The sequence below is a fragment of the Pseudomonas sp. BAV 4579 genome (assembly GCF_009765395.1).
GTDB classification, from domain to species: Bacteria; Pseudomonadota; Gammaproteobacteria; order Pseudomonadales; family Pseudomonadaceae; genus Chryseomonas; species Chryseomonas aestiva.
Window position 1 is genome coordinate 41,282 of sequence record NZ_WHOV01000143.1, and the last position, 17,840, is coordinate 59,121.

A 17,840-nucleotide genomic window follows, 5' to 3' on the forward strand; every position below is an offset into this window, starting at 1 on the left:
GTCGGGCTCCTTGGTGATCAGCGAGGGGTTTCAGCGGCGAGCGGGGCTTCGGCGGGCGGCGTGGGCACACCGCGCAACTCGACACGCTTGATCTCGCCGACGACGAACAGGTAACTGATGGCGGCCACCAGGGCGTTGGCACCGACGAACACCAGGGCCATCTTGAACGAGCCGGTGGCGGCGATGATGTAGCCGATGATGATCGGGGTGGTGATGGAGGACAGGTTGCCGATGGTGTTGAACAGGCCACCGGAGAGGCCGGCGATCTGCTTGGGCGAGGTGTCGGAAACCACCGCCCAGCCCAGGGCGCCGATGCCCTTGCCGAAGAAGGCCATGGCCATGAAGCCCACCACCATCCAGTCGGCGTCGACGTAGTTGCAGAGGATCATGCTCATCGACAGCAGCATGCCGGCGACGATGGGGGTCTTGCGCGCCACGCTCAGGCTGCTGCCGCGGCGCAGCAGGTAGTCGGAGATCACCCCGCCGAGCACGCCGCCGATGAAGCCGCAGATGGCCGGCAAGGAGGCGATGATGCCGGCCTTGAGGATGGTCATGCCGCGTTCCTGCACCAGGTAGACGGGGAACCAGGTGAGGAAGAAGTAGGTGAGGGCGTTGATGCAGAACTGGCCCAGGTAGATGCCGGCCATCATGCGATTGGTCAGCAGCTGGCCGATGTAGCTCCACTTCGGGCCTTCGCTCTTCTTGCCGGGAGTGTCCAGGTCGACCAGGCCGCCGTTGCTGGCGATGTAATCGATCTCGGCGGCATTGGCGCGGGGATGTTCGCGGGGACTGTAGATCACCGCCAGCCAGACCGCCGAGAAGGCGATACCCAGGGCGCCCATCACCACGAAGACGTGCTGCCAGCCGAAGTGGTAGACGATCCAGCCCATCAGCGGCGCGAACAGCACGGTGGCGAAGTACTGCGCCGAGTTGAAGATGGCCGAGGCGGTGCCGCGCTCCTTGGTGGGGAACCAGGCGGCGACGATGCGGGCGTTGCCGGGGAAGGAGGGCGCTTCGGCCAGGCCGACCATGAATCTCAGGGCGAACAGCAGGAATACCGCGGTGCCGATGCCGAATTCACCGATGTAGCCTTGCAGCATGGTGAACACCGACCAGGTGAAGATGCTTGCCGCATAGACCTTCTTCGAACCGAAGCGATCAAGCAGCCAGCCGCCGGGGATCTGGCCGAGCACATAGGCCCAACCGAAGGCGGAGAAGATGAAGCCGAGGGAGACGGCACTGATGCCGAGGTCTTTTTGCAGGGCGGAGCCGGCGATGGAAATGGTGGCGCGGTCGGCGTAGTTGATCGTGGTCACGATGAACAGCATGAACAGGATCAGATAGCGGACGCGCGTCTGCTTGGTTTCGTGCATGGAGAGTTCCCACTGATTTGTTTTTGTGTGCGGGCTGACATCGTGTAGCGGGCTTAGGTTGTAAGTCGTCTGACAACGATAGCGCTATCATTAAACAGATAACGCTATCATTCAACCGCTAAATCTGTGGCCGCGTACAAAAAATCCGCTAGGAGCTCTGGCGCTCGATCAGGGCGAAACCGGTATCGAGATTCACCGCGGTGCGTTCGCCCGCGAGACGGTCGAGCAGCGCCTGGGCGACACTCTGGCCCATGGCGTCGGCATTGACGCTGACCGTGGACAGCGCCGGGGTGGCAAAGCGGCCATTGCTGGTGTCGCCGAAGCCGACCACCGCCAGTTGCGCGGGGATGCGCAGGCCCCGGCTGCTGGCCTCGGCGACCACGCCCAGGGCCAGGGTGTCGGAGCTGCACAGCACCAGGTCCGGCGGCTCGGGGCGTTCCAGCAGGCGCGCCAGGCCGATCCGGCCGACTTCCCAGGTGGCGGGCAGCGGCAGCACTTCCATGGGCAGTTCGGGGACGCCCAGCGCCACCAGGCGGGCCTGCAGGGCCAGGTTGCGGCGCATGGCGCGGGGATCGTCCACCGAGATCACCCCGAAGCGGCGATAGCCACGGGCGACGAAGTGCTCCGCCAGGGCGACGCCGACCTGCTCGTGGGAAAAGCCCACCTGCATGTCCAGGGCCTCGGCGCTCAGGTCCCAGGCTTCCACCACCGGGATGTTCAGCGCCGCCAGCCGTGCGCGACTGGCCGGGGTGTGCAGGGTGCCGGTGAGGACGATGCCATCGGGGCGGCGGCCGAGGATGGCTTCCAGCAATTCCTCTTCCTTTTCCGGCGAATAGCCGGTGGGACCGATCAGCGCCTGGTAGCCCGCCTCGGTGAGGCGATCCATGATCGCCTGCACCACGGTGGCATAGATGGAATTGGCGATGGTGGGCAGGAGGATGGCTACCAGCCGGCTCTTGCTGGAGGCGAGGCTGCCTGCCAGCAGATTGGGCACGTAGCCCAGTTCCTTGACCACGGCCAGGACATGCTCGCGGGTGGCGGCGCTCACCAGGCTCGGTCGGTGCAGAGCCCGGGACACGGTAATGGGCGACACCCCGGCGGCGAGGGCGACCTCGCGCACGGTGAGGGGCAGCTCGGTGGTGCCATCGAGCTGGGCGAGTTCGCGTCGGGACTTCCTGGCCAAAGCGGGTCCTTGGGTGAGAGAGGCCGCCATTATGGGAGCAAGCCCCGGCTGTTGCCATGGGCGCCTGCCGGCGCCCCTGCTAGTCGACCGCCCGCGCTGCCCGGGCGCGGCCGACCCGCGACTGATTGGATCGACCCAGCAGGGCGGAGACGTCCTGGCCGGCCTCGACCAGTCGGTCGAGGTCGACGTCGGTCGCCAGGCCCAGGCCGTCCAGCAGATAGACCAGGTCCTCGCTGGCGACATTGCCGCTGGCGCCCTGGGCATAGGGACAGCCGCCCAGCCCGGCGACGGAGCTGTCGAACACCGCGATGCCTTCGAGCAGGCTGGCATAGACGTTGGCCAGGGCCTGGCCATAGGTGTCGTGGAAATGCCCGGCCAGTTGGCTGAGCGGCACCTCCCGTCCCAGCCGCTGCCAGAGCGCCCGGGTGCGGCCCGGGGTGCCGACGCCGATGGTGTCGCCCAGGGAGACCTCGGCGCAGCCCAGTTCCAGCAGTTCGCGGGTCACGCTGGCCACCTGGTCCGGGGCGATCGCGCCGTCGTAGGGGCAGCCCAGCACGCAGGACACATAGCCGCGCACCCGGATGCCCGCCGCCCGCGCGCCCTCGACCACGGGCACGAAGCGCGCCAGGCTCTCGGCGATGGAGCAGTTGATGTTGCGCTGGGAGAAGCCCTCCGAGGCGGCGGCGAAGACGGCGATTTCGTCCACCCCCGCCGCCAGGGCGGCTTCGAAACCTTTCAGGTTGGGTACCAGTACCGAACGGACCACACCCGGCGGCCGCCCGAGTCCCGCCAGCACCTCGGCGGTCCCGGCCATCTGCGGCACCCAGCGGGGCGAGACGAAGCTGCCCACCTCCAGATGCTGCACGCCGCTGGCGATCAGCGTCTTGCACAGCTGGATGCGCTCGGCGATGCCCAGCGCCTGGGGCTCGTTCTGCAGGCCATCGCGGGGGCCGACCTCGACCAGCCGTACCCGGGTCGGCAAGGTATCGCTCATGACGCCGACTCCTCCAGCTCCACCAGCGGCGCGCCCTCGGCCACCAGTTCGCCAGGGCTGCAGAACAGCGCGGCGACGATCCCGGCGCGGGGGGCGCGGATGCTGTGCTCCATCTTCATCGCCTCCAGTACCACCAGCGGGGTACCGGCTTCCACGGCATCGCCGACGGCCACCGGTACGGCGACCACGCTGGCGTTCATCGGCGCGGTGAGCCCGCCGGCGTCCGCCTGCCGCGCCACCTCGGCCAGCGGATCGGCCCAGGTGACGGCTTCGAGGCGGTTCTGCCACTCGATAAACAGCGTTTGCCCACGGCGATGGAGGTGTGTGCTCTGACGGATGCCCTCGGCCTGCCAGTGGAGGCGATCACCATTCAGCTCGACCGCCGCCGAACCGGGCAGGGCGACGGCGCGCACCTCTCCGCGACAGGCCAGGCGTAGCGAGACAAGTGATGGCCCACCTAGGCGCCAGCCCTGGCGGGACGCCCAGGGTGACGTGGGATCGGCAGGGGTGGGCAGCGTCGCCAGCCAGGCCTGGCCCGCCAAAGTCCAGAAGGCGTCGGTCAGCTCTTCGGGTGCGGGCAGCAAGGCCGCCTGGTGACGCTCGATGAAACCGGTGTCCAGTTCCGCCGCGGCAAAGGCCGGATGGGCGAGCAGGCGCTGCAGGAAGGTGAGGTTGGTGGCGAAGCCGCCCACCGCGGTGTCGTCGAGCATGGCCAGCAAGCGCTTGCGCGCCTGTTCGCGGTTGTCGCCCCAGGCGATCAGCTTGGCCAGCATGGGATCGTAGAAGGGCGACACCTCGTCGCCTTCCTCCACGCCGCTGTCCACCCGCCGCCCCGGACCGGCCGCCGGCTCGCGATAGAGCTGCAGGGTGCCCGAGGCCGGCAGGAAGCCCTGGTCGGTGTCCTCGGCATAGAGCCGCACCTCGATGGCATGGCCGTGCAGCGGCACCTGGGCCTGGGTGAGGGGCAGGGGTTCGCCAGCGGCCACGCGCAGCTGCCAGGCCACCAGATCCAGGCCGGTGATGGCCTCGGTGACCGGGTGCTCCACCTGCAACCGGGTGTTCATCTCCATGAAGAAGAAGTCGCCGCGGGCGTCGAGCAGGAATTCCACGGTGCCGGCGCCGATGTAGCCGATGGCCTGGGCCGCCTGCACCGCCGCCTCGCCCATGGCCCGGCGCGTTTCGGGCGTGAGACCCGGCGCGGGGGCTTCCTCGATCACCTTCTGGTGGCGGCGCTGGATGGAGCAGTCGCGTTCGTTGAGATAGAGGCAGTGGCCGTGCCCGTCGGCGAAGACCTGGATCTCCACGTGGCGCGGTTGCAGCACGTATTTCTCCACCAGCATCCGCGCATCGCCGAAGGCCGAGACCGCTTCGCGCTGGGCCGAGGCGAGGCCTTCGGCCAGATCGGCTTCGCGCTCGACGATCTTCATGCCCTTGCCGCCGCCGCCAGCGGTGGCCTTGAGCAGGACCGGATAGCCGATGCGCGCCGCGGCGTCGCGAAAGCTGGCCAGGGACTGGTCCTCGCCGTGATACCCCGGCACCAGGGGCACTCGGGCGTCGGTCATCAGCGCCTTGGCCGCGGACTTGCTGCCCATGGCGCGGATCGCCGCCGCGGGTGGCCCGACGAAGACCAGCCCGGCCGCGGCCACCGCCTCGGCGAAGGCGGCGTTCTCGGAGAGAAAGCCGTAGCCGGGATGGATCGCCTGGGCGCCGGTGGCCAGGGCGGCGGCGATGATGCGCTCGCCCAGCAGATAGCTGTCGGCCGGCTTGGTCCCGCCCAGGTCCACCGCCTGGTCGGCCTGGCGCACGTGGCGGGTGCCGGCATCGATGGCGCTGTGCACGGCGACGGTGCCCAGGCCGAGGGCCTTGGCGGTGCGCATCACCCGGCAGGCGATCTCGCCGCGATTGGCGACCAGCAGACGGTCGAAGGTCATGGGGCGGTCTCCTGCCAGGCGGGGCGACGTTTCTCCAGAAAGGCCTGCAGGCCTTCCTGGGCTTCGGGGGTGACGCGCACGGCGGCGATCAGGCTCTCGGTGAAGGAGCGCACCTCGGCACTGGGTGTGCCTTCGCCAGCGCCGTCCAGCAGCCGCTTGCAGGCCCGCAACGCCTGGGGGCCGTTGTCCAGCAGCCGGGCGATCCAGGCCTCGACCAGGGCTTCCAGGTCGGCGGCCGCGGCGGTCTCGGCCACCAGGCCCAGCTCGGCGGCGCGTTCGCCGGAAAAGCGCTCGGCGCCGAGCATGTAGCGCCGCGCCGCCCGCTTGCCCAGGGCGCGGATCACGAAGGGGCCGATGACCGCCGGCACCAGGCCGATGCGCACCTCCGACAGGCAGAAGGTGGCGTCACAGGCGGCCAGGGCCAGGTCGCAGCAGCTGACCAGGCCCACGGCGCCGCCAAAGGCCGCGCCCTGGACCACCGCAAGGGTAGGCAGTGGCAGGGCCTGCAGGCGATACATCACCTCGGCCAGCCGCTCGCTGTCGGCGCGGTTGGCGGCGGCGTCCAGATTGGCCGAGGCCTGCATCCAGGCCAGGTCGGCGCCGGCGCAGAAGTGCCGCCCCCGACCGCGCAGCAGCAGGAAGCGCAGTTCCTGATCGCTGGCGATCTCGGCCAGCACGGTGCCCAGCTCGGCGATCAGCTGCGCATCCAGGGCATTGTGGCGATCCGGACGGTCGAGCCAGAGGGTGGCGAAGCCGCGCGGATCGCGGATCAGTTCCAGGGTGTGGAAGTCAGTCATGGCCTACATCCGGAAGATGCCGAAGGTCGTCGGCTCGAGCGGGGCGTTGAGACTGGCCGACAGGGCCAGGGCGAGCACCTCGCGGGTCTGGGCCGGGTCGATCACCCCGTCATCCCACAACCGCGCGCTGGAATAGTGGGCATGGGCCTGGCGCTCGTACTGCTCGACGATGGGGCCCTTGATGCGCGCCGCCTCTTCGTCGTCGAAGGCTTCGCCGGCCCGTTCGGCCTGCTCGCGCTTGACCTGCACCAGCACCCCGGCCGCCTGCTCGGCGCCCATCACGCCGATGCGCGCGTTGGGCCACATCCACAGGAAGCGTGGATCGTAGGCGCGACCGCACATGCCGTAGTTGCCGGCGCCAAAGCTGCCACCGATGATCACGGTGAACTTGGGCACCCGGGCGCAGGCCACCGCAGTCACCAGCTTGGCGCCGTGCTTGGCGATGCCGCCTTCTTCATATTTCTTGCCGACCATGAAGCCGGTGATGTTCTGCAGGAACAGCAGCGGGATGCGTCTCTGGCAGGCCAGTTCTATGAAGTGCGCGCCTTTCTGCGCCGATTCGGCGAAGAGGATGCCGTTGTTGCCGAGGATGGCCACCGGATGGCCGTGCAGATGAGCAAAGCCGCAGACCAAAGTGGTCCCGAACTGTGCTTTGAATTCATCGAAGACGCTGCCGTCCACCAGCCGCGCGATCACCTCGCGCACCTCCAGCGGCTGCTTGGGATCGACCGGGACCAGGCCGTGCAGCTCCTCGGCCGGATACAGCGGTGCGCTGGGCGTCTTCAGTTGCAGTTCGCCCAGCTTGCGCCAGTTGAGGTTGGCGATGCAGCGCCGCGCCAGGGCCAGGGCATGGGCGTCGTTCTCGGCGTAGTGGTCAGCCACGCCGGAGGTACGGCAGTGGACATCGGCGCCGCCCAGTTCCTCGGCGCTGACCACCTCGCCGGTGGCGGCCTTCACCAGTGGCGGGCCGGCGAGAAAGATGGTGGCCTGCTGGCGCACCATGATGGTCTCGTCGCTCATGGCCGGCACATAGGCGCCGCCGGCGGTGCAGGAGCCCATGACCACGGCGATCTGCGGGATGCCCTGGGCGCTCATGGTCGCCTGGTTGAAGAAGATCCGCCCGAAGTGCTCGCGGTCGGGGAAGACGTCTTCCTGGCGCGGCAGGTTGGCGCCGCCGGAGTCCACCAGATAGAGGCAGGGCAGGCGATTCTGCAGGGCGATGGCCTGGGCGCGCAGGTGCTTTTTCACCGTCAGCGGATAGTAGGAGCCGCCTTTCACGGTGGCGTCGTTGGCGATGATCATGCACTCGACGCCCTCGATGCGGCCGATGCCGGCCACCATCCCGGCGGCGGGTACCTCTTCCTCGTAGACATCGAGGGCGGCCAGGGCGCCGATCTCCAGGAAGGGCGAGCCCGGGTCCAGCAGGAGATCGATGCGTTGGCGGGGCAGCAGCTTGCCGCGCGCGGTATGGCGCGCCTGGGCCTTGGCCCCGCCGCCTTCGCGGATGCGCGCCAGCAGCCCTTCGAGCCGGGCCAGTTGCGCGGCCATGGCGGCGGCGTTGCGCTGGTAGTCCGGGGTGCGCCGGTTCAGCGTGGAGGTCAGCACGGTCATGAAGGCGTCCTCACCGGGTTTCGTTGAACAGCTCGCGGCCGATCAGCATGCGGCGAATCTCGCTGGTGCCGGCGCCGATCTCGTAGAGCTTGGCGTCGCGCAGCAGGCGGCCGGTGGGGTATTCGTTGATATAGCCGTTGCCACCCAGGATCTGGATGGCTTCCAGGGCCATCTGGGTAGCCTTCTCGGCGGTATAGAGGATCACCCCGGCAGCGTCCTTGCGGGTGGTCTCGCCGCGGTCGCAGGCCTGGGCCACCGCATAGAGATAGGCGCGGCTGGCGGCGAGGCCGGTGTAGAGGTCGGCTACCTTGCCCTGGATCAGCTGGAATTCGCCGATGCTCTGGCCGAATTGCTTGCGGTCATGGACGTAGGGCAGGACCACGTCCAGGCAGGCCTGCATGATGCCCACCGGGCCGCTGGCGAGGACCACGCGCTCGTAGTCTAGGCCGCTCATCAGCACCCTGACCCCGCCGTTGACCTGGCCCAGCACGTTTTCCTCCGGCACCTCCACGTCGTCGAAGAACAGCTCGCAAGTGTTGGAGCCGCGCATGCCCAGCTTGTCGAACTTGCTGCCGCGGCTGAAACCGGTCCAGTCCCGCTCGACGATGAAGGCGGTGATGCCATGGGCAGCCTTTTCCGGCTCGGTCTTGGCATAGATGACATAGGTATGGGCATCGGGCCCGTTGGTGATCCAGGTCTTACTGCCGTTGAGCACGAAGCGATCGCCGCGGCGGTCGGCGCGCAGCTTCATGGAGACCACGTCCGAGCCGGCATTGGGTTCGCTCATGGCCAGGGCGCCAATGTGCTCGCCGCTGACCAGCCGGGGCAGGTAGCGCGCCTTCTGCTCGGCGCTGCCGTTGCGATGGATCTGGTTGACACAGAGATTGGAGTGGGCGCCATAGGACAGGGCGACCGAGGCGGAGCCGCGGCTGATCTCCTCCATGGCCACCGCATGGGCCAGGTAGCCGAGCCCTGCGCCGCCGTATTCCTCGCCCACGGTGATGCCGAGCAACCCGAGGTCGCCAAAGGTGCGCCACAAATCCATGGGAAAGCTGTTGCTGGCATCGATCTCGCCCGCGCGCGGTGCTACCTCGCGGGCGACCAGGGTGCGCACCTGATCGCGCAGCAGACCGAGGGTCTCGCCCAGGGCGAAGTTGAGACTCGGGTAGCTCATGGGGTCACCTGTTGTTGGGATTGTCGGGTGAGAGCGGTCAGCCGATCGGGCGCGCATGGGGCGGCCACCCGATACGGCGCGGAGCTGAAAGAAACAGGACGGGACAGCGCTGATGGCCAGGCGCGAGCGTGGCGCGCAGTCGGACGCTGGAAAACCGTCGGGCAGGGCGGCCGACGGCAGGGCAAGGGGGCGCACGGAGCGCGGCTGCGGAACGCGGGCGCCAGGGCGCGCATGGTCCGTCCTCCTGTTCATTATTCTTGTCATGGCGACCGCGAGAGGAAGGCGGCGCGCCTGTGCCTCTGAGTCTAGGAGAGGAAATGCGCTATCGTGAAACGATAAAAATAGAATCCAGGTATTGGAAAATCAGATGGCATTGCTCAAGGATATTTCCATGCGGCAGCTGCGCTACTTCGTCGCCGCCGCCGAGAACAGCCAGTTTTCCCTGGCCGCCAACGCGGTCAACGTCAGCCAGTCGGCGGTCACCACGGCGGTCAGCCAGCTGGAGGCACTGCTCGCCGTGCGGCTGTTCGAACGCCTGCCCCACGGCGTCAAGCTCACGGCCGAGGGTCACCAGTTCTATCACCATGCCCGGCACATCCTCGACACCCTACAGGACGCTGTCAGCCAGCCGCTGTTCCAGAGCCATGCCCTGACCGGCCAGGCGCGCGTCGGTGCCTCCTATGCGGTGCTCGGCTACTACCTGCCGACCTTGCTGGCGCGCTTCAAGCGCAGCTATCCGCAGATCGATATCGACCTGCGCGACATGGACCGGCCCAGCATCGAAGCCGGCATCACCGATGGCACCCTGGAGCTGGGGCTCACCGTCATCTCCAACGTCGACGCCGCCCAGCCCTTCGAACGTCATCTGCTGATGCGCTCGCCGCGCCAGCTCTGGCTGCCCAGCGCCCATCCGCTGCTGGCAGCGGAGCGCGTCACCCTGGCCGACATCTCTCCCTATCCCTACATCCTCGCCACGGTGGACGAAGGGGAGACCTCGACCCTGCGCTACTGGCACGCGGCGGGTCTTGCACCCAACGTGGTGTTCAAGACCTCGTCCATGGAGTCCCTGCGCGGCCTGGTCGCCCACGGCTTCGGCGTGACCATCCTCTCCGACATGCTCTATCGCGGCTGGTCGCTGGAAGGCCGCAAGCTGGAAGCCCGGCCGGTGGCCGACGCCATCCCGCCCATGGAGCTGGGCCTGATCTGGAGTCCCGAAGACCGCCTGGGGGCCGGTGCCCAGGCGTTTCGCCAGTTCCTGGTGTCGGCGAGTGGCGAGGCCCATGAACGTTAGGCGCACCCCGCAACAGGGCTTCCGCCGGACCGGATGAACGTGGCGCTGGCGGGGACGAAGGACGATGTCTTGAATGTCGGTTGGTATACCATAATCCATCTATTGAGCGGTTCAGCCGTGGCTTGCCAAGAGCCTCGCTTCGATAAGGAGATGCGTATGCGCACCTGGTTCAAGGATCTGAAGACGACCCTCAAGCTGGCCCTGGGTTTTGGCAGCGTCCTGCTGCTGACGCTGGCCATCGCCGCGACCGGGTGGAGCACCATCGGCCTGCTGGCGCGCAGCGGCGACCGCCTGGCGGCCATCGGTGAACTCACCGAGGCGGCGAAGGACCTGGGCATCGCCCGGCAGGCCTATGCCCAGGCGGTCGGCGAAGCCGTGGCCCAGCCGGTGACGGCGCGCCTGGACGCCTTGCGCGAGCAGCAGGCGGCATTGCAGCGGCTGGGCCTCGACGCCGCCAGCCAGCGCCTGCTCGACGCGCAGAGCGAATTGGCCGCTGCCTATGCGCAGACCTTCGCCGCTCAGGTCAGCGCCTACCAGCGGCGCGGTGAAGCGGCGACCTTGCTCGGCACCCGTGCCGACGAAGCGTTGCAGGGCGTGGGTGAGATCGAGCAGAACCTGGCTACCAGTGAGGCACCCGAACTCTATCCCGGCCAGCGACTCGGCCAATTCCGGGCCATCGGCGTACTGGAGCGCCGCCTGCGCGAGGTGAGGTACAGCCTGCAGCGCTACCTGCTCGGTGGCGATCCCGCCCAGGAGGCCAAGGCGAGTGCCGACATGACGGCCACGGTCGCCGAACTGCAACGCCGTCTGGCCAGTGCCTCCAGCCGCGACGCGCCCATTCTGCGGCGGGCCGAAGAGGCACTGCTGCATTACCAGGATTCCATCGGCACCTTCCAGCAGGCCAACCAGCAGGCCGCCCAGGCCGCCGAGGCACTGCGCGGGCTGGAAGATCGCCTGCTCGACACCGGGCGCCAGCTGGTGCGCCAGACCATCGTCCAGCGCGAGGCGGCCAGCGAGCAGGCCTATCGCTGGCTGGCGCTGATCAGCGTCCTGGCGTTGCTGGCCGGTCTGCTGGCCGGCTGGCTCATCACCCGCCAACTGATGCAGCCGCTGCGCGCCTCGCTGCTGCAGGCCCGGCGCATCGCCGGTGGTGATCTGTCGTCCGTGCCGCCGGTGACGCGGCGGGACGAACTCGGTCAGTTGCAGGCCAGCATGGGCGAGATGACCGCCGGCTTGCGCGAGCTGGTCGGCCAGGTCCGGGAGAGCACCACGCAGCTGCAAGGCGCGGCTCAGGGGCTCACCGGCAGCGCCGAGCGGACGCGTGACGGAGTGGAACGCCAGGGCCAGGAAACTCGCCTGGTGGCTACCGCCATCGTGCAGTTGACCGCCAGTGCCCAGGAGGTGGCCACCCATGCCGAAATGGCGTCGCAGACCTCTCGGCAGGTCGAGCGCGCGGCGGACGACGGCGATGCACGGGTACGCCAGGCGATCACCGCGGTTGACGCGCTGGTCCAGGAGATGGTGCAGGCCGCCACGGCGATGGATGCGCTGTTGCGCGAGAGCGAGCGTATCGGCACGGTCACCGGGGTCATCAAGGCGGTCGCCGAGCAGACCAACCTGCTGGCGCTCAACGCGGCCATCGAAGCGGCCCGCGCCGGGGAGGCTGGACGTGGCTTCGCGGTGGTGGCCGACGAGGTGCGCAATCTGGCTCGTAGCACCCAGCAGTCGGTCACCGAGATCGAGCGCAGCGTCGCCGATCTGCGTGGCCGCGCCGCCCAGGCCGCGGCGCGCATGGACGCCAGTCGTTCGCAGACCGGCCAGGCGGTGACCCTGATCCAGCACGCTGGCGAGGCGCTGCAACTCATTGGCAGCCAGGTCACGAGCATGCAGGCGATGAATCTGCAGATCGCGGCGGCCGCCGAAGAGCAGAGCCGGGTCGCCGGTGAGGTGGGGCAGAGCGTCGCCGTCGTCGAGGCCCTGGCGGAAGCCAGTGTCAGTTCCAGCCAGGAGATGTCCGCGGCCAGCGCGGAACTGGGACAGCTGGGCGCGGAATTGACCGCCCGGATCAGTCGCTTCCGCCTGTAGGCACGTCAAAGGCCGCGGCCATCCACAGGGGCGGATGAGGGTCGCCTGGCGAAGGCGGCCGCGGCGCGCGCGCTCCTCGCGAACGTCAGTGCGGGTCCTGGCCTTCGTCAACCCGCTGCCGGCGATCCGGCGTGCCGCGCGCGCCCGGGTCGGGACGCGCGAGGTGGGTCATGCAGGGAGGAACGCCGCGCGCTGGGAGGTGAGGCCGCTGACCTGGCCGGTCGGATCGCGCTCGGCGGGTAACGAAGGCAGGGCGGCGATTCGCGCTGCCCTGCAGGGCCCTCAGTGCGCGGCGGCCTTGCTCAGGTCGGCTTCGTTCCACTCGGTATAGACGCAGGCATCGCTGGCCGCCCAGCGCAGCCGTACCACCTGTCCAGGCTGCAGGCCCTGGGCATGGGCCAGCGACTTGACCATCAACTGGGCGCCCCCCGCGGTCTGCAGCATGCAACTCTGGCTCTCGCCCAGGAACAGTGCCTCGCCGACCCGTGCCGGGATCTCGTTCCAGCCCGCCGGCATGGGCAGGGTCGCGGCCTGTTCGGTAGTCAGCAGCTGCAGCTTTTCCGGCCGCAGCATCAGCAGCAACGCCTGTTCCGGTCTGACGCCGGCGGTCGGGCGCATCGCCAGCTCCTGACCCTCGAAGGTGCAATGGGCCTGGGCCCGGGCGGTCACCTTGAGGAAGTTGGAGTTGCCGAGGAAGGCCGCGACGAAGGCATTCGGCGGATTCTGGTAGAGGTCGTAGCCACTGCCAAGGCCGACGATGCGCCCGTGACTGAAGATGGCGATGCGCTGCGACAGCCGCAGGGCTTCTTCCTGGTCGTGGGTCACGTAGACGATGGTGATCCCCAGGCGCCGGTGCAGCTGGCGCAGTTCGTCCTGCAGGTCTTCGCGCAGCTTCTTGTCCAGGGCACCGAGGGGTTCGTCCATCAGTAGGATGCGCGGTTCATAGACCAGCGCCCGGGCGATGGCCACCCGCTGCTGCTGGCCGCCGGAGAGCTGCGCCGGCCGCCGATGGGCGAAGGCGTCGAGCTGCACCAGGCGCAGCATCGCGTCGACCCGCTGGTTGCGCTCGGCCGCGCCGACCTTGCGGATGTCCAGGGGGAAACCGATGTTGTCGCGCACCGAGAGATGCGGAAACAGCGAATAGCGCTGGAACACCATGCCGATGTCGCGCTGGTGCGGCGGCACCCGCAGCAGCGAGCGACCGGCGACGCTGATGGCGCCGGAGCTGGGGGTCTCGAAGCCGGCCAGCATCGACAGGGTGGTGGACTTGCCGGAACCGCTGGAGCCGAGGAAGGTGAGGAATTCACCCTCCTGGATGTCCAGCGTGAGATCGTCAACGGCGGTGAAGTCGCCGTAGTGCTTGTTGAGGTTCTGCAGGCGGACCAGCGGGGCCGCGGGGGTGTGGTTCTGGAGTACGGCGCTCATGGCAGGCTCCGGGAGCTCAGCGTGGAAGGGGTTGGCGGCGGCGCAGCAGGGCAGCCGCGAGCATCACCAGCAGGGAAAGGCCGATCAGCACGGTGGAGGCCACGGCGATCACCGGCGTCAGGTCCTGGCGCAGGGTCGCCCACATCTTCACCGGCAGGGTCTGCAGGTTGGGGCTGGCCATCATCACGCTCAGCACCACCTCGTCCCAGGACACCAGGAAGGCGAACAGCGCCCCGGCGAACACCCCCGGCCAGATGCCGGGCAGGGTCACCCGGTAGATCGCCTGCAGGCGCGAGGCACCGCAGATCACCGCGGCATCCTCGATGGACTGATCGAACAGCTTGAGCGAATTGATGACGGCGATCAGCGCGAAGGGCAGGGCGACGATCACGTGGCTGACCACGAAGGCCAGCAGGGTGCCGGTGTAGCCCAGACGCAGGAACAGCGCATAGATGGCCACGGCGATCACCACCAGCGGTACGATCATCGGCAGGGTGAAGACCGCATAGAGCGTCTTGCGCCCGGGAAATTTGCCGCGTACCAGGGCGAAGGCGCAGGGTACCGCCAGGGCCACCGAGACCAGGGTGGTCAGCAGCGCCACCTTGAGGCTCGCCAGTGCCGCCTGCATCCATTCCGGGTTGGCGAAGAATTGCTGGTACCACTTCAGCGTCCAGCCCGGTGGCGGGAAGACCAGCCACTGGGAGGAGCCGAACGACAGCAGCACGATGAAGACGATGGGCAGCAGGAGCACCGCGGCGATGGCGCCGGTGACCAGCAGCAGGCCACCGCGCAGCCGCCAGCCGAGGGCACTGGGAGTGAGCAGCATGGGGTTACCTCGCGTTCTGGGGGTCGACCGGGGATTCCGGTTGCAGCCTGAGATAGAGGGCGAACAGCACCAGGGCGATGACGATGAGCAACGCCGCGGCGGCGCTGGCCAGACCCCAGTTGAGGAAGGACTGCACCTGCTGGATGATGAATTCCGGCAGCATCATGTTCTGCGCCCCACCCAGCAGCGCCGGGGTCACGTAGTAGCCGAGCGACATGACGAACACCATCAGCGCACCCGAGCCCAGGCCCGAACGGCACATCGGCAGAAACACCTTGCGGAAGTTGGTCCAGGGACTGGCGCCGCAGATGGCGCCGGCCTGCAGCACCATGGGGTCCATGGCCTGCAGGGTCGCCTGCAAGGGCAGCACGATGAAGGGGATCATGATGTAGGTCATGCCGATCACCACCCCGGTCAGGTTGTTGACCATGGCCAAGGGCTCGTCGATCAGCCCCAGCGCCATGAGCAGCTTGTTGATCACGCCCGAACCCTGCAGCAGCACCAGCCAGGCGTAGGTGCGGGCCAGCAGGCTGGTCCACATCGACAGCAGCACGATGTTGAACAGCCAGCGGCCCCAGCCGCGTGGCATCAGGGTAATGGTCCAGGCCAGCGGAAAGCCGATCAGCACGCTGAAGAGGGTCACCAGCGCGGCGACGCCGAAGGTGTTGAGCAAGACCTGGGCATAGGCACCGTTGGCGAACAGCGTCTGGTAGTTGCCGAGGCCCGGCACGGGTTCGAGGAACCCGCGCAGCAGCAGACCGATCAACGGCACCAGGAAGAACAGCCCGAGGAACAGCAGGGCAGGGACGAGGTGACTCGCCCCCTTCCAGCGTACGGCGCGTTCACCCCGGGTCCGCGCCGGGTCGCTCAGCGGACGCGGGGTACCCTTGGCGGAGCCGAGCACCGCCCGGCTGGAGCTGGAGGCGGACATGTCATTTCACCAGCCATTCGTTCCAGCGGCTGGCGATCTCGCCGCCATGCTGGGCCCAGTAGGCGAAGTCCAGGGTGACCTGCTCGCTGCCGTAGGCGGTGGGCAGATTCTTGGCCAGGTCCGGGGTCAGCTTGGCGACGCTGTCGACGTTGACCGGCGCGTAGGCGGTGAGGTTGGCGAACTCGGCCTGGCCGCGGGCACCGCTGGCCTCGGCGAGAAATTTCATCGCCGCCTCCTTGTTCTTCGCGCCCTTGGGCACCACCAGCATGTCGGCCATGACCAGATTCTGCTTCCAGCTCACGCCCACTGGCGCGCCGTCCTGCTGCAGGGCATAGACCCGGCCGTTCCAGAACTGCCCCAGGGTCGCTTCGCCAGAGGCGAGCAGCTGCTGCGACTGGGCGCCGCCGCCCCACCAGACGATGTCCTTCTTGATGGTGTCGAGCTTCTTGAAGGCGCGATCCAGGTCCAGCGGATAGAGCTTGTCCTTGGGCACCCCATCGGCCAGCAGGGCCAGTTCCAGCACGCCGGGGCTCGGCCATTTGTAGAGCGCCCGCTTGCCGGGATAGGTGGTGGTGTCGAACAGCGCCGACCAGTCCTGTGGCTGCTTGCTGCCCAGCTTGCCCTGGTTGTAGCCGAGCACGAAGGAGAAGAAGAAGGAGCCCACGGCATGGTCATTGACGAAGCGCGGATCGATCTTGCTGCGGTCGATGGTCTTGAAGTCCAGCGGCTCCAGCAGGCCCTGCTGGGCGGCGCGCAGGGCGAAGTCCGCCTCCACGTCGACCACGTCCCATTGCACATTGCCACTTTGCACCATGGCCTGCAGCTTGCCGTAGTCGGTGGGACCGTCCTGCACTACCTGGATGCCGGTCTGCTGGGTGAAGGGGCCGGCCCAGGCCTTCTTCTGAGCGTCCTGGGTAGTGCCGCCCCAGCTGGTGAAGTTGAGGCTTTCCGCCTGGGCCTGGACGCCCAGGGTAGCGAGCAGGCCGGCGACGACCACGGATACGACTTTGCGCTTCAGCAACATCTTGATGCCCTCTCTGTTATTGGATCGACGCGGCAGGGATGCCTCGTCCGTTCTAAGAGCAGTGCGGCCAGGGGCCAGAATAGGGAGGCCTTGGACTTGTTCTATCGAGCCCGTCTGTTACAGGCCTTGGCGTAATCCGATATTATGGTATTCCAAACTTTTTGCAAGCTTGCCAAAGGCCTCTGAAAGGCGCTTCAGCCAGGGAACGGCAGGGTCTCGACAATCTCCAGTTCGTACCCGGTCAGGCCGGCATAGCGCAGCGGCAGACCCAGGTGACGGATGCGCCCGACGCCTAGGTCTTGCAGGATTTGCGCCCCGGTGCCTACCTCGGCATAGATGCGCGACTGGGAGCGCTCGAACAGGCGCTTGGGTTGGGTCAGCGAGGGCACCCGGGCCAGCAGTGCCTGGGAGGATTCATGGTTGGCGAGCACCACCACGATGCCGTGGCCTTCCTGGGCGACCCGCTCCAGCGCGGCCCACAGGGTCCAGCTCGGCGGACCGCTGTATTCGGCGCCGACCAGGTCGCGCAACGGGTCCAGGGCATGGACGCGGACCAGGGTAGGGGTCTCGCGGTCGATGTCGCCCATCACCATGGCCAGGTGGACGCCGCCCTCGATACGATCTTCGTAGGTCAGCAGGCGGAAGGTACCGTGCACCGTCGGCAATTCGCTCTCGCCGATGCGGGCGACGGTGTGTTCATGGCGCAGTCGGTAATGGATGAGGTCGGCGATGGTGCCCAGCTTGATGCCGTGGCGCTCGCCGAAGCGCTCCAGGTCCGGTCGGCGGGCCATGCTGCCGTCGTCGTTCATCACCTCGACGATCACGGCCGAAGGATCCCGACCGGCCAGCCGTGCCAGGTCGCACCCGGCCTCGGTATGGCCGGCGCGGGTCAGCACGCCGCCGTCGCGAGCGCGCAGGGGAAAGATGTGGCCGGGCTGGACCAGATCGCGCGGGGTGGCATCCGGCGCCACCGCAGCCTCGATGGTGCGCGCTCGGTCCGCCGCCGAGATACCGGTGGTGACGCCGGTCGCCGCCTCGATGGAAACGGTGAAGGCGGTGCCGTGGACGGTGCCGTTGTCGTTGACCATCTGCATCAGGTTGAGCTGGCGGCAGCGTTCTTCGGTCAGCGTCAGGCAGATCAGGCCGCGGGCTTCACGCGCCATGAAGCTGATCGCCGCCGGGGTGCAGGCATCGG

The 17,840-nt window shown here is 68.0% G+C and carries 14 protein-coding genes and 1 pseudogene; 3 read left to right on the forward strand and 12 right to left on the reverse strand.

The window, feature by feature from the left end; all coding sequences use genetic code 11:
* Nucleotides 1-17: 17 nt before the first annotated feature.
* The 7 genes from GSQ95_RS22440 to GSQ95_RS22470 form a co-directional block, all read right to left on the reverse strand.
* Nucleotides 18-1,373 (reverse strand): MFS transporter, encoded by a 1,356-nt coding sequence (locus GSQ95_RS22440; RefSeq protein ID WP_158896443.1) that lies wholly within the window; start codon nucleotides 1,371-1,373, stop codon nucleotides 18-20.
* A 148-nt stretch (nucleotides 1,374-1,521) separates the two neighbouring features.
* Complete coding sequence (locus GSQ95_RS22445; protein WP_158896442.1) at nucleotides 1,522-2,556, reverse strand: LacI family DNA-binding transcriptional regulator; 1,035 nt, start codon at nucleotides 2,554-2,556, stop codon at nucleotides 1,522-1,524.
* A 79-nt stretch (nucleotides 2,557-2,635) separates the two neighbouring features.
* Nucleotides 2,636-3,550 (reverse strand): hydroxymethylglutaryl-CoA lyase, encoded by a 915-nt coding sequence (locus GSQ95_RS22450; protein WP_158896441.1) that lies wholly within the window; start codon nucleotides 3,548-3,550, stop codon nucleotides 2,636-2,638.
* Nucleotides 3,547-5,481: an acetyl/propionyl/methylcrotonyl-CoA carboxylase subunit alpha gene (locus GSQ95_RS22455; RefSeq protein WP_158896440.1), complete on the reverse strand. Its 1,935-nt coding sequence runs from the start codon at nucleotides 5,479-5,481 to the stop codon at nucleotides 3,547-3,549. The genes GSQ95_RS22450 and GSQ95_RS22455 overlap by 4 nt, the downstream gene beginning before the upstream one ends.
* Nucleotides 5,478-6,278: an enoyl-CoA hydratase-related protein gene (locus GSQ95_RS22460; RefSeq protein ID WP_158896439.1), complete on the reverse strand. Its 801-nt coding sequence runs from the start codon at nucleotides 6,276-6,278 to the stop codon at nucleotides 5,478-5,480. Before GSQ95_RS22460 ends, GSQ95_RS22455 begins: the two co-directional genes overlap by 4 nt.
* 3 nt (nucleotides 6,279-6,281) lie before the next feature.
* The gene (locus tag GSQ95_RS22465) at nucleotides 6,282-7,889 is read right to left on the reverse strand and encodes a carboxyl transferase domain-containing protein (protein ID WP_158896438.1); all 1,608 of its coding nucleotides are present in this window, start codon (nucleotides 7,887-7,889) and stop codon (nucleotides 6,282-6,284) included.
* Nucleotides 7,890-7,899: 10 nt separating this feature from the next.
* A complete protein-coding gene (locus GSQ95_RS22470) occupies nucleotides 7,900-9,063 on the reverse strand; it encodes an isovaleryl-CoA dehydrogenase (protein WP_158896437.1) in 1,164 nt (387 codons plus the stop codon).
* 367 nt (nucleotides 9,064-9,430) lie between these two features.
* On the opposite strand from GSQ95_RS22470, the gene GSQ95_RS22475 reads away from it, so the two are divergent.
* The 3 genes and pseudogenes from GSQ95_RS22475 (at nucleotide 9,431) to GSQ95_RS27305 (ending at nucleotide 12,439) form a co-directional block, all read left to right on the forward strand.
* Nucleotides 9,431-10,354 (forward strand): LysR family transcriptional regulator, encoded by a 924-nt coding sequence (locus GSQ95_RS22475; protein ID WP_158896436.1) that lies wholly within the window; start codon nucleotides 9,431-9,433, stop codon nucleotides 10,352-10,354.
* Nucleotides 10,355-10,510: 156 nt separating this feature from the next.
* A pseudogene (locus GSQ95_RS27300) lies at nucleotides 10,511-11,584 on the forward strand (methyl-accepting chemotaxis protein); the annotation flags it as partial.
* Nucleotides 11,576-12,439: a methyl-accepting chemotaxis protein gene (locus GSQ95_RS27305; protein WP_372241651.1), complete on the forward strand. Its 864-nt coding sequence runs from the start codon at nucleotides 11,576-11,578 to the stop codon at nucleotides 12,437-12,439. The pseudogene GSQ95_RS27300 and the gene GSQ95_RS27305, both read left to right, overlap by 9 nt.
* Before the next feature lie 282 nt (nucleotides 12,440-12,721).
* Here the strand turns inward: GSQ95_RS27305 and GSQ95_RS22485 are convergent, their stop codons facing one another.
* The 5 genes from GSQ95_RS22485 to ribB form a co-directional block, all read right to left on the reverse strand.
* Nucleotides 12,722-13,864, reverse strand: coding sequence for an ABC transporter ATP-binding protein (locus tag GSQ95_RS22485; protein ID WP_133860699.1), 1,143 nt, complete (start codon nucleotides 13,862-13,864; stop codon nucleotides 12,722-12,724).
* Between the two features lie 16 nt (nucleotides 13,865-13,880).
* Nucleotides 13,881-14,690, reverse strand: coding sequence for an ABC transporter permease (locus GSQ95_RS22490; protein ID WP_158896434.1), 810 nt, complete (start codon nucleotides 14,688-14,690; stop codon nucleotides 13,881-13,883).
* A gap of 4 nt (nucleotides 14,691-14,694) precedes the next feature.
* On the reverse strand, nucleotides 14,695-15,621 hold the full coding sequence (locus GSQ95_RS22495; protein WP_158896433.1) for an ABC transporter permease: 927 nt from the start codon (nucleotides 15,619-15,621) through the stop codon (nucleotides 14,695-14,697).
* A gap of 1 nt (nucleotide 15,622) precedes the next feature.
* Nucleotides 15,623-16,645 carry an ABC transporter substrate-binding protein gene (locus tag GSQ95_RS22500; protein ID WP_158896432.1) on the reverse strand — a complete coding sequence of 341 codons (1,023 nt, stop codon included), beginning with the start codon at nucleotides 16,643-16,645 and terminating at the stop codon, nucleotides 15,623-15,625.
* A gap of 194 nt (nucleotides 16,646-16,839) precedes the next feature.
* The coding region (gene ribB, locus GSQ95_RS22505) for a 3,4-dihydroxy-2-butanone-4-phosphate synthase (protein ID WP_158973914.1) at nucleotides 16,840-17,840 on the reverse strand (1,001 nt) is incomplete at its 5' end.

What these genes read in the sequence shown, in the direction of transcription:
- GSQ95_RS22460 (WP_158896439.1), bottom strand. Translation starts at nt 6,278, where the DNA reads ATGACTGACTTCCACACCCTGGAACTGATCCGCGATCCGCGCGGCTTC.
- GSQ95_RS22490 (WP_158896434.1), bottom strand. Translation starts at nt 14,690, where the DNA reads ATGCTGCTCACTCCCAGTGCCCTCGGCTGGCGGCTGCGCGGTGGCCTG.
- GSQ95_RS22475 (WP_158896436.1), top strand. Translation starts at nt 9,431, where the DNA reads ATGGCATTGCTCAAGGATATTTCCATGCGGCAGCTGCGCTACTTCGTC.
- GSQ95_RS22500 (WP_158896432.1), bottom strand. Translation starts at nt 16,645, where the DNA reads ATGTTGCTGAAGCGCAAAGTCGTATCCGTGGTCGTCGCCGGCCTGCTC.
- GSQ95_RS22465 (WP_158896438.1), bottom strand. Translation starts at nt 7,889, where the DNA reads ATGACCGTGCTGACCTCCACGCTGAACCGGCGCACCCCGGACTACCAG.
- GSQ95_RS22455 (WP_158896440.1), bottom strand. Translation starts at nt 5,481, where the DNA reads ATGACCTTCGACCGTCTGCTGGTCGCCAATCGCGGCGAGATCGCCTGC.
- GSQ95_RS22440 (WP_158896443.1), bottom strand. Translation starts at nt 1,373, where the DNA reads ATGCACGAAACCAAGCAGACGCGCGTCCGCTATCTGATCCTGTTCATG.
- GSQ95_RS22450 (WP_158896441.1), bottom strand. Translation starts at nt 3,550, where the DNA reads ATGAGCGATACCTTGCCGACCCGGGTACGGCTGGTCGAGGTCGGCCCC.
- GSQ95_RS22495 (WP_158896433.1), bottom strand. Translation starts at nt 15,621, where the DNA reads ATGTCCGCCTCCAGCTCCAGCCGGGCGGTGCTCGGCTCCGCCAAGGGT.
- GSQ95_RS22485 (WP_133860699.1), bottom strand. Translation starts at nt 13,864, where the DNA reads ATGAGCGCCGTACTCCAGAACCACACCCCCGCGGCCCCGCTGGTCCGC.
- GSQ95_RS22470 (WP_158896437.1), bottom strand. Translation starts at nt 9,063, where the DNA reads ATGAGCTACCCGAGTCTCAACTTCGCCCTGGGCGAGACCCTCGGTCTG.
- GSQ95_RS27305 (WP_372241651.1), top strand. Translation starts at nt 11,576, where the DNA reads ATGACCGCCGGCTTGCGCGAGCTGGTCGGCCAGGTCCGGGAGAGCACC.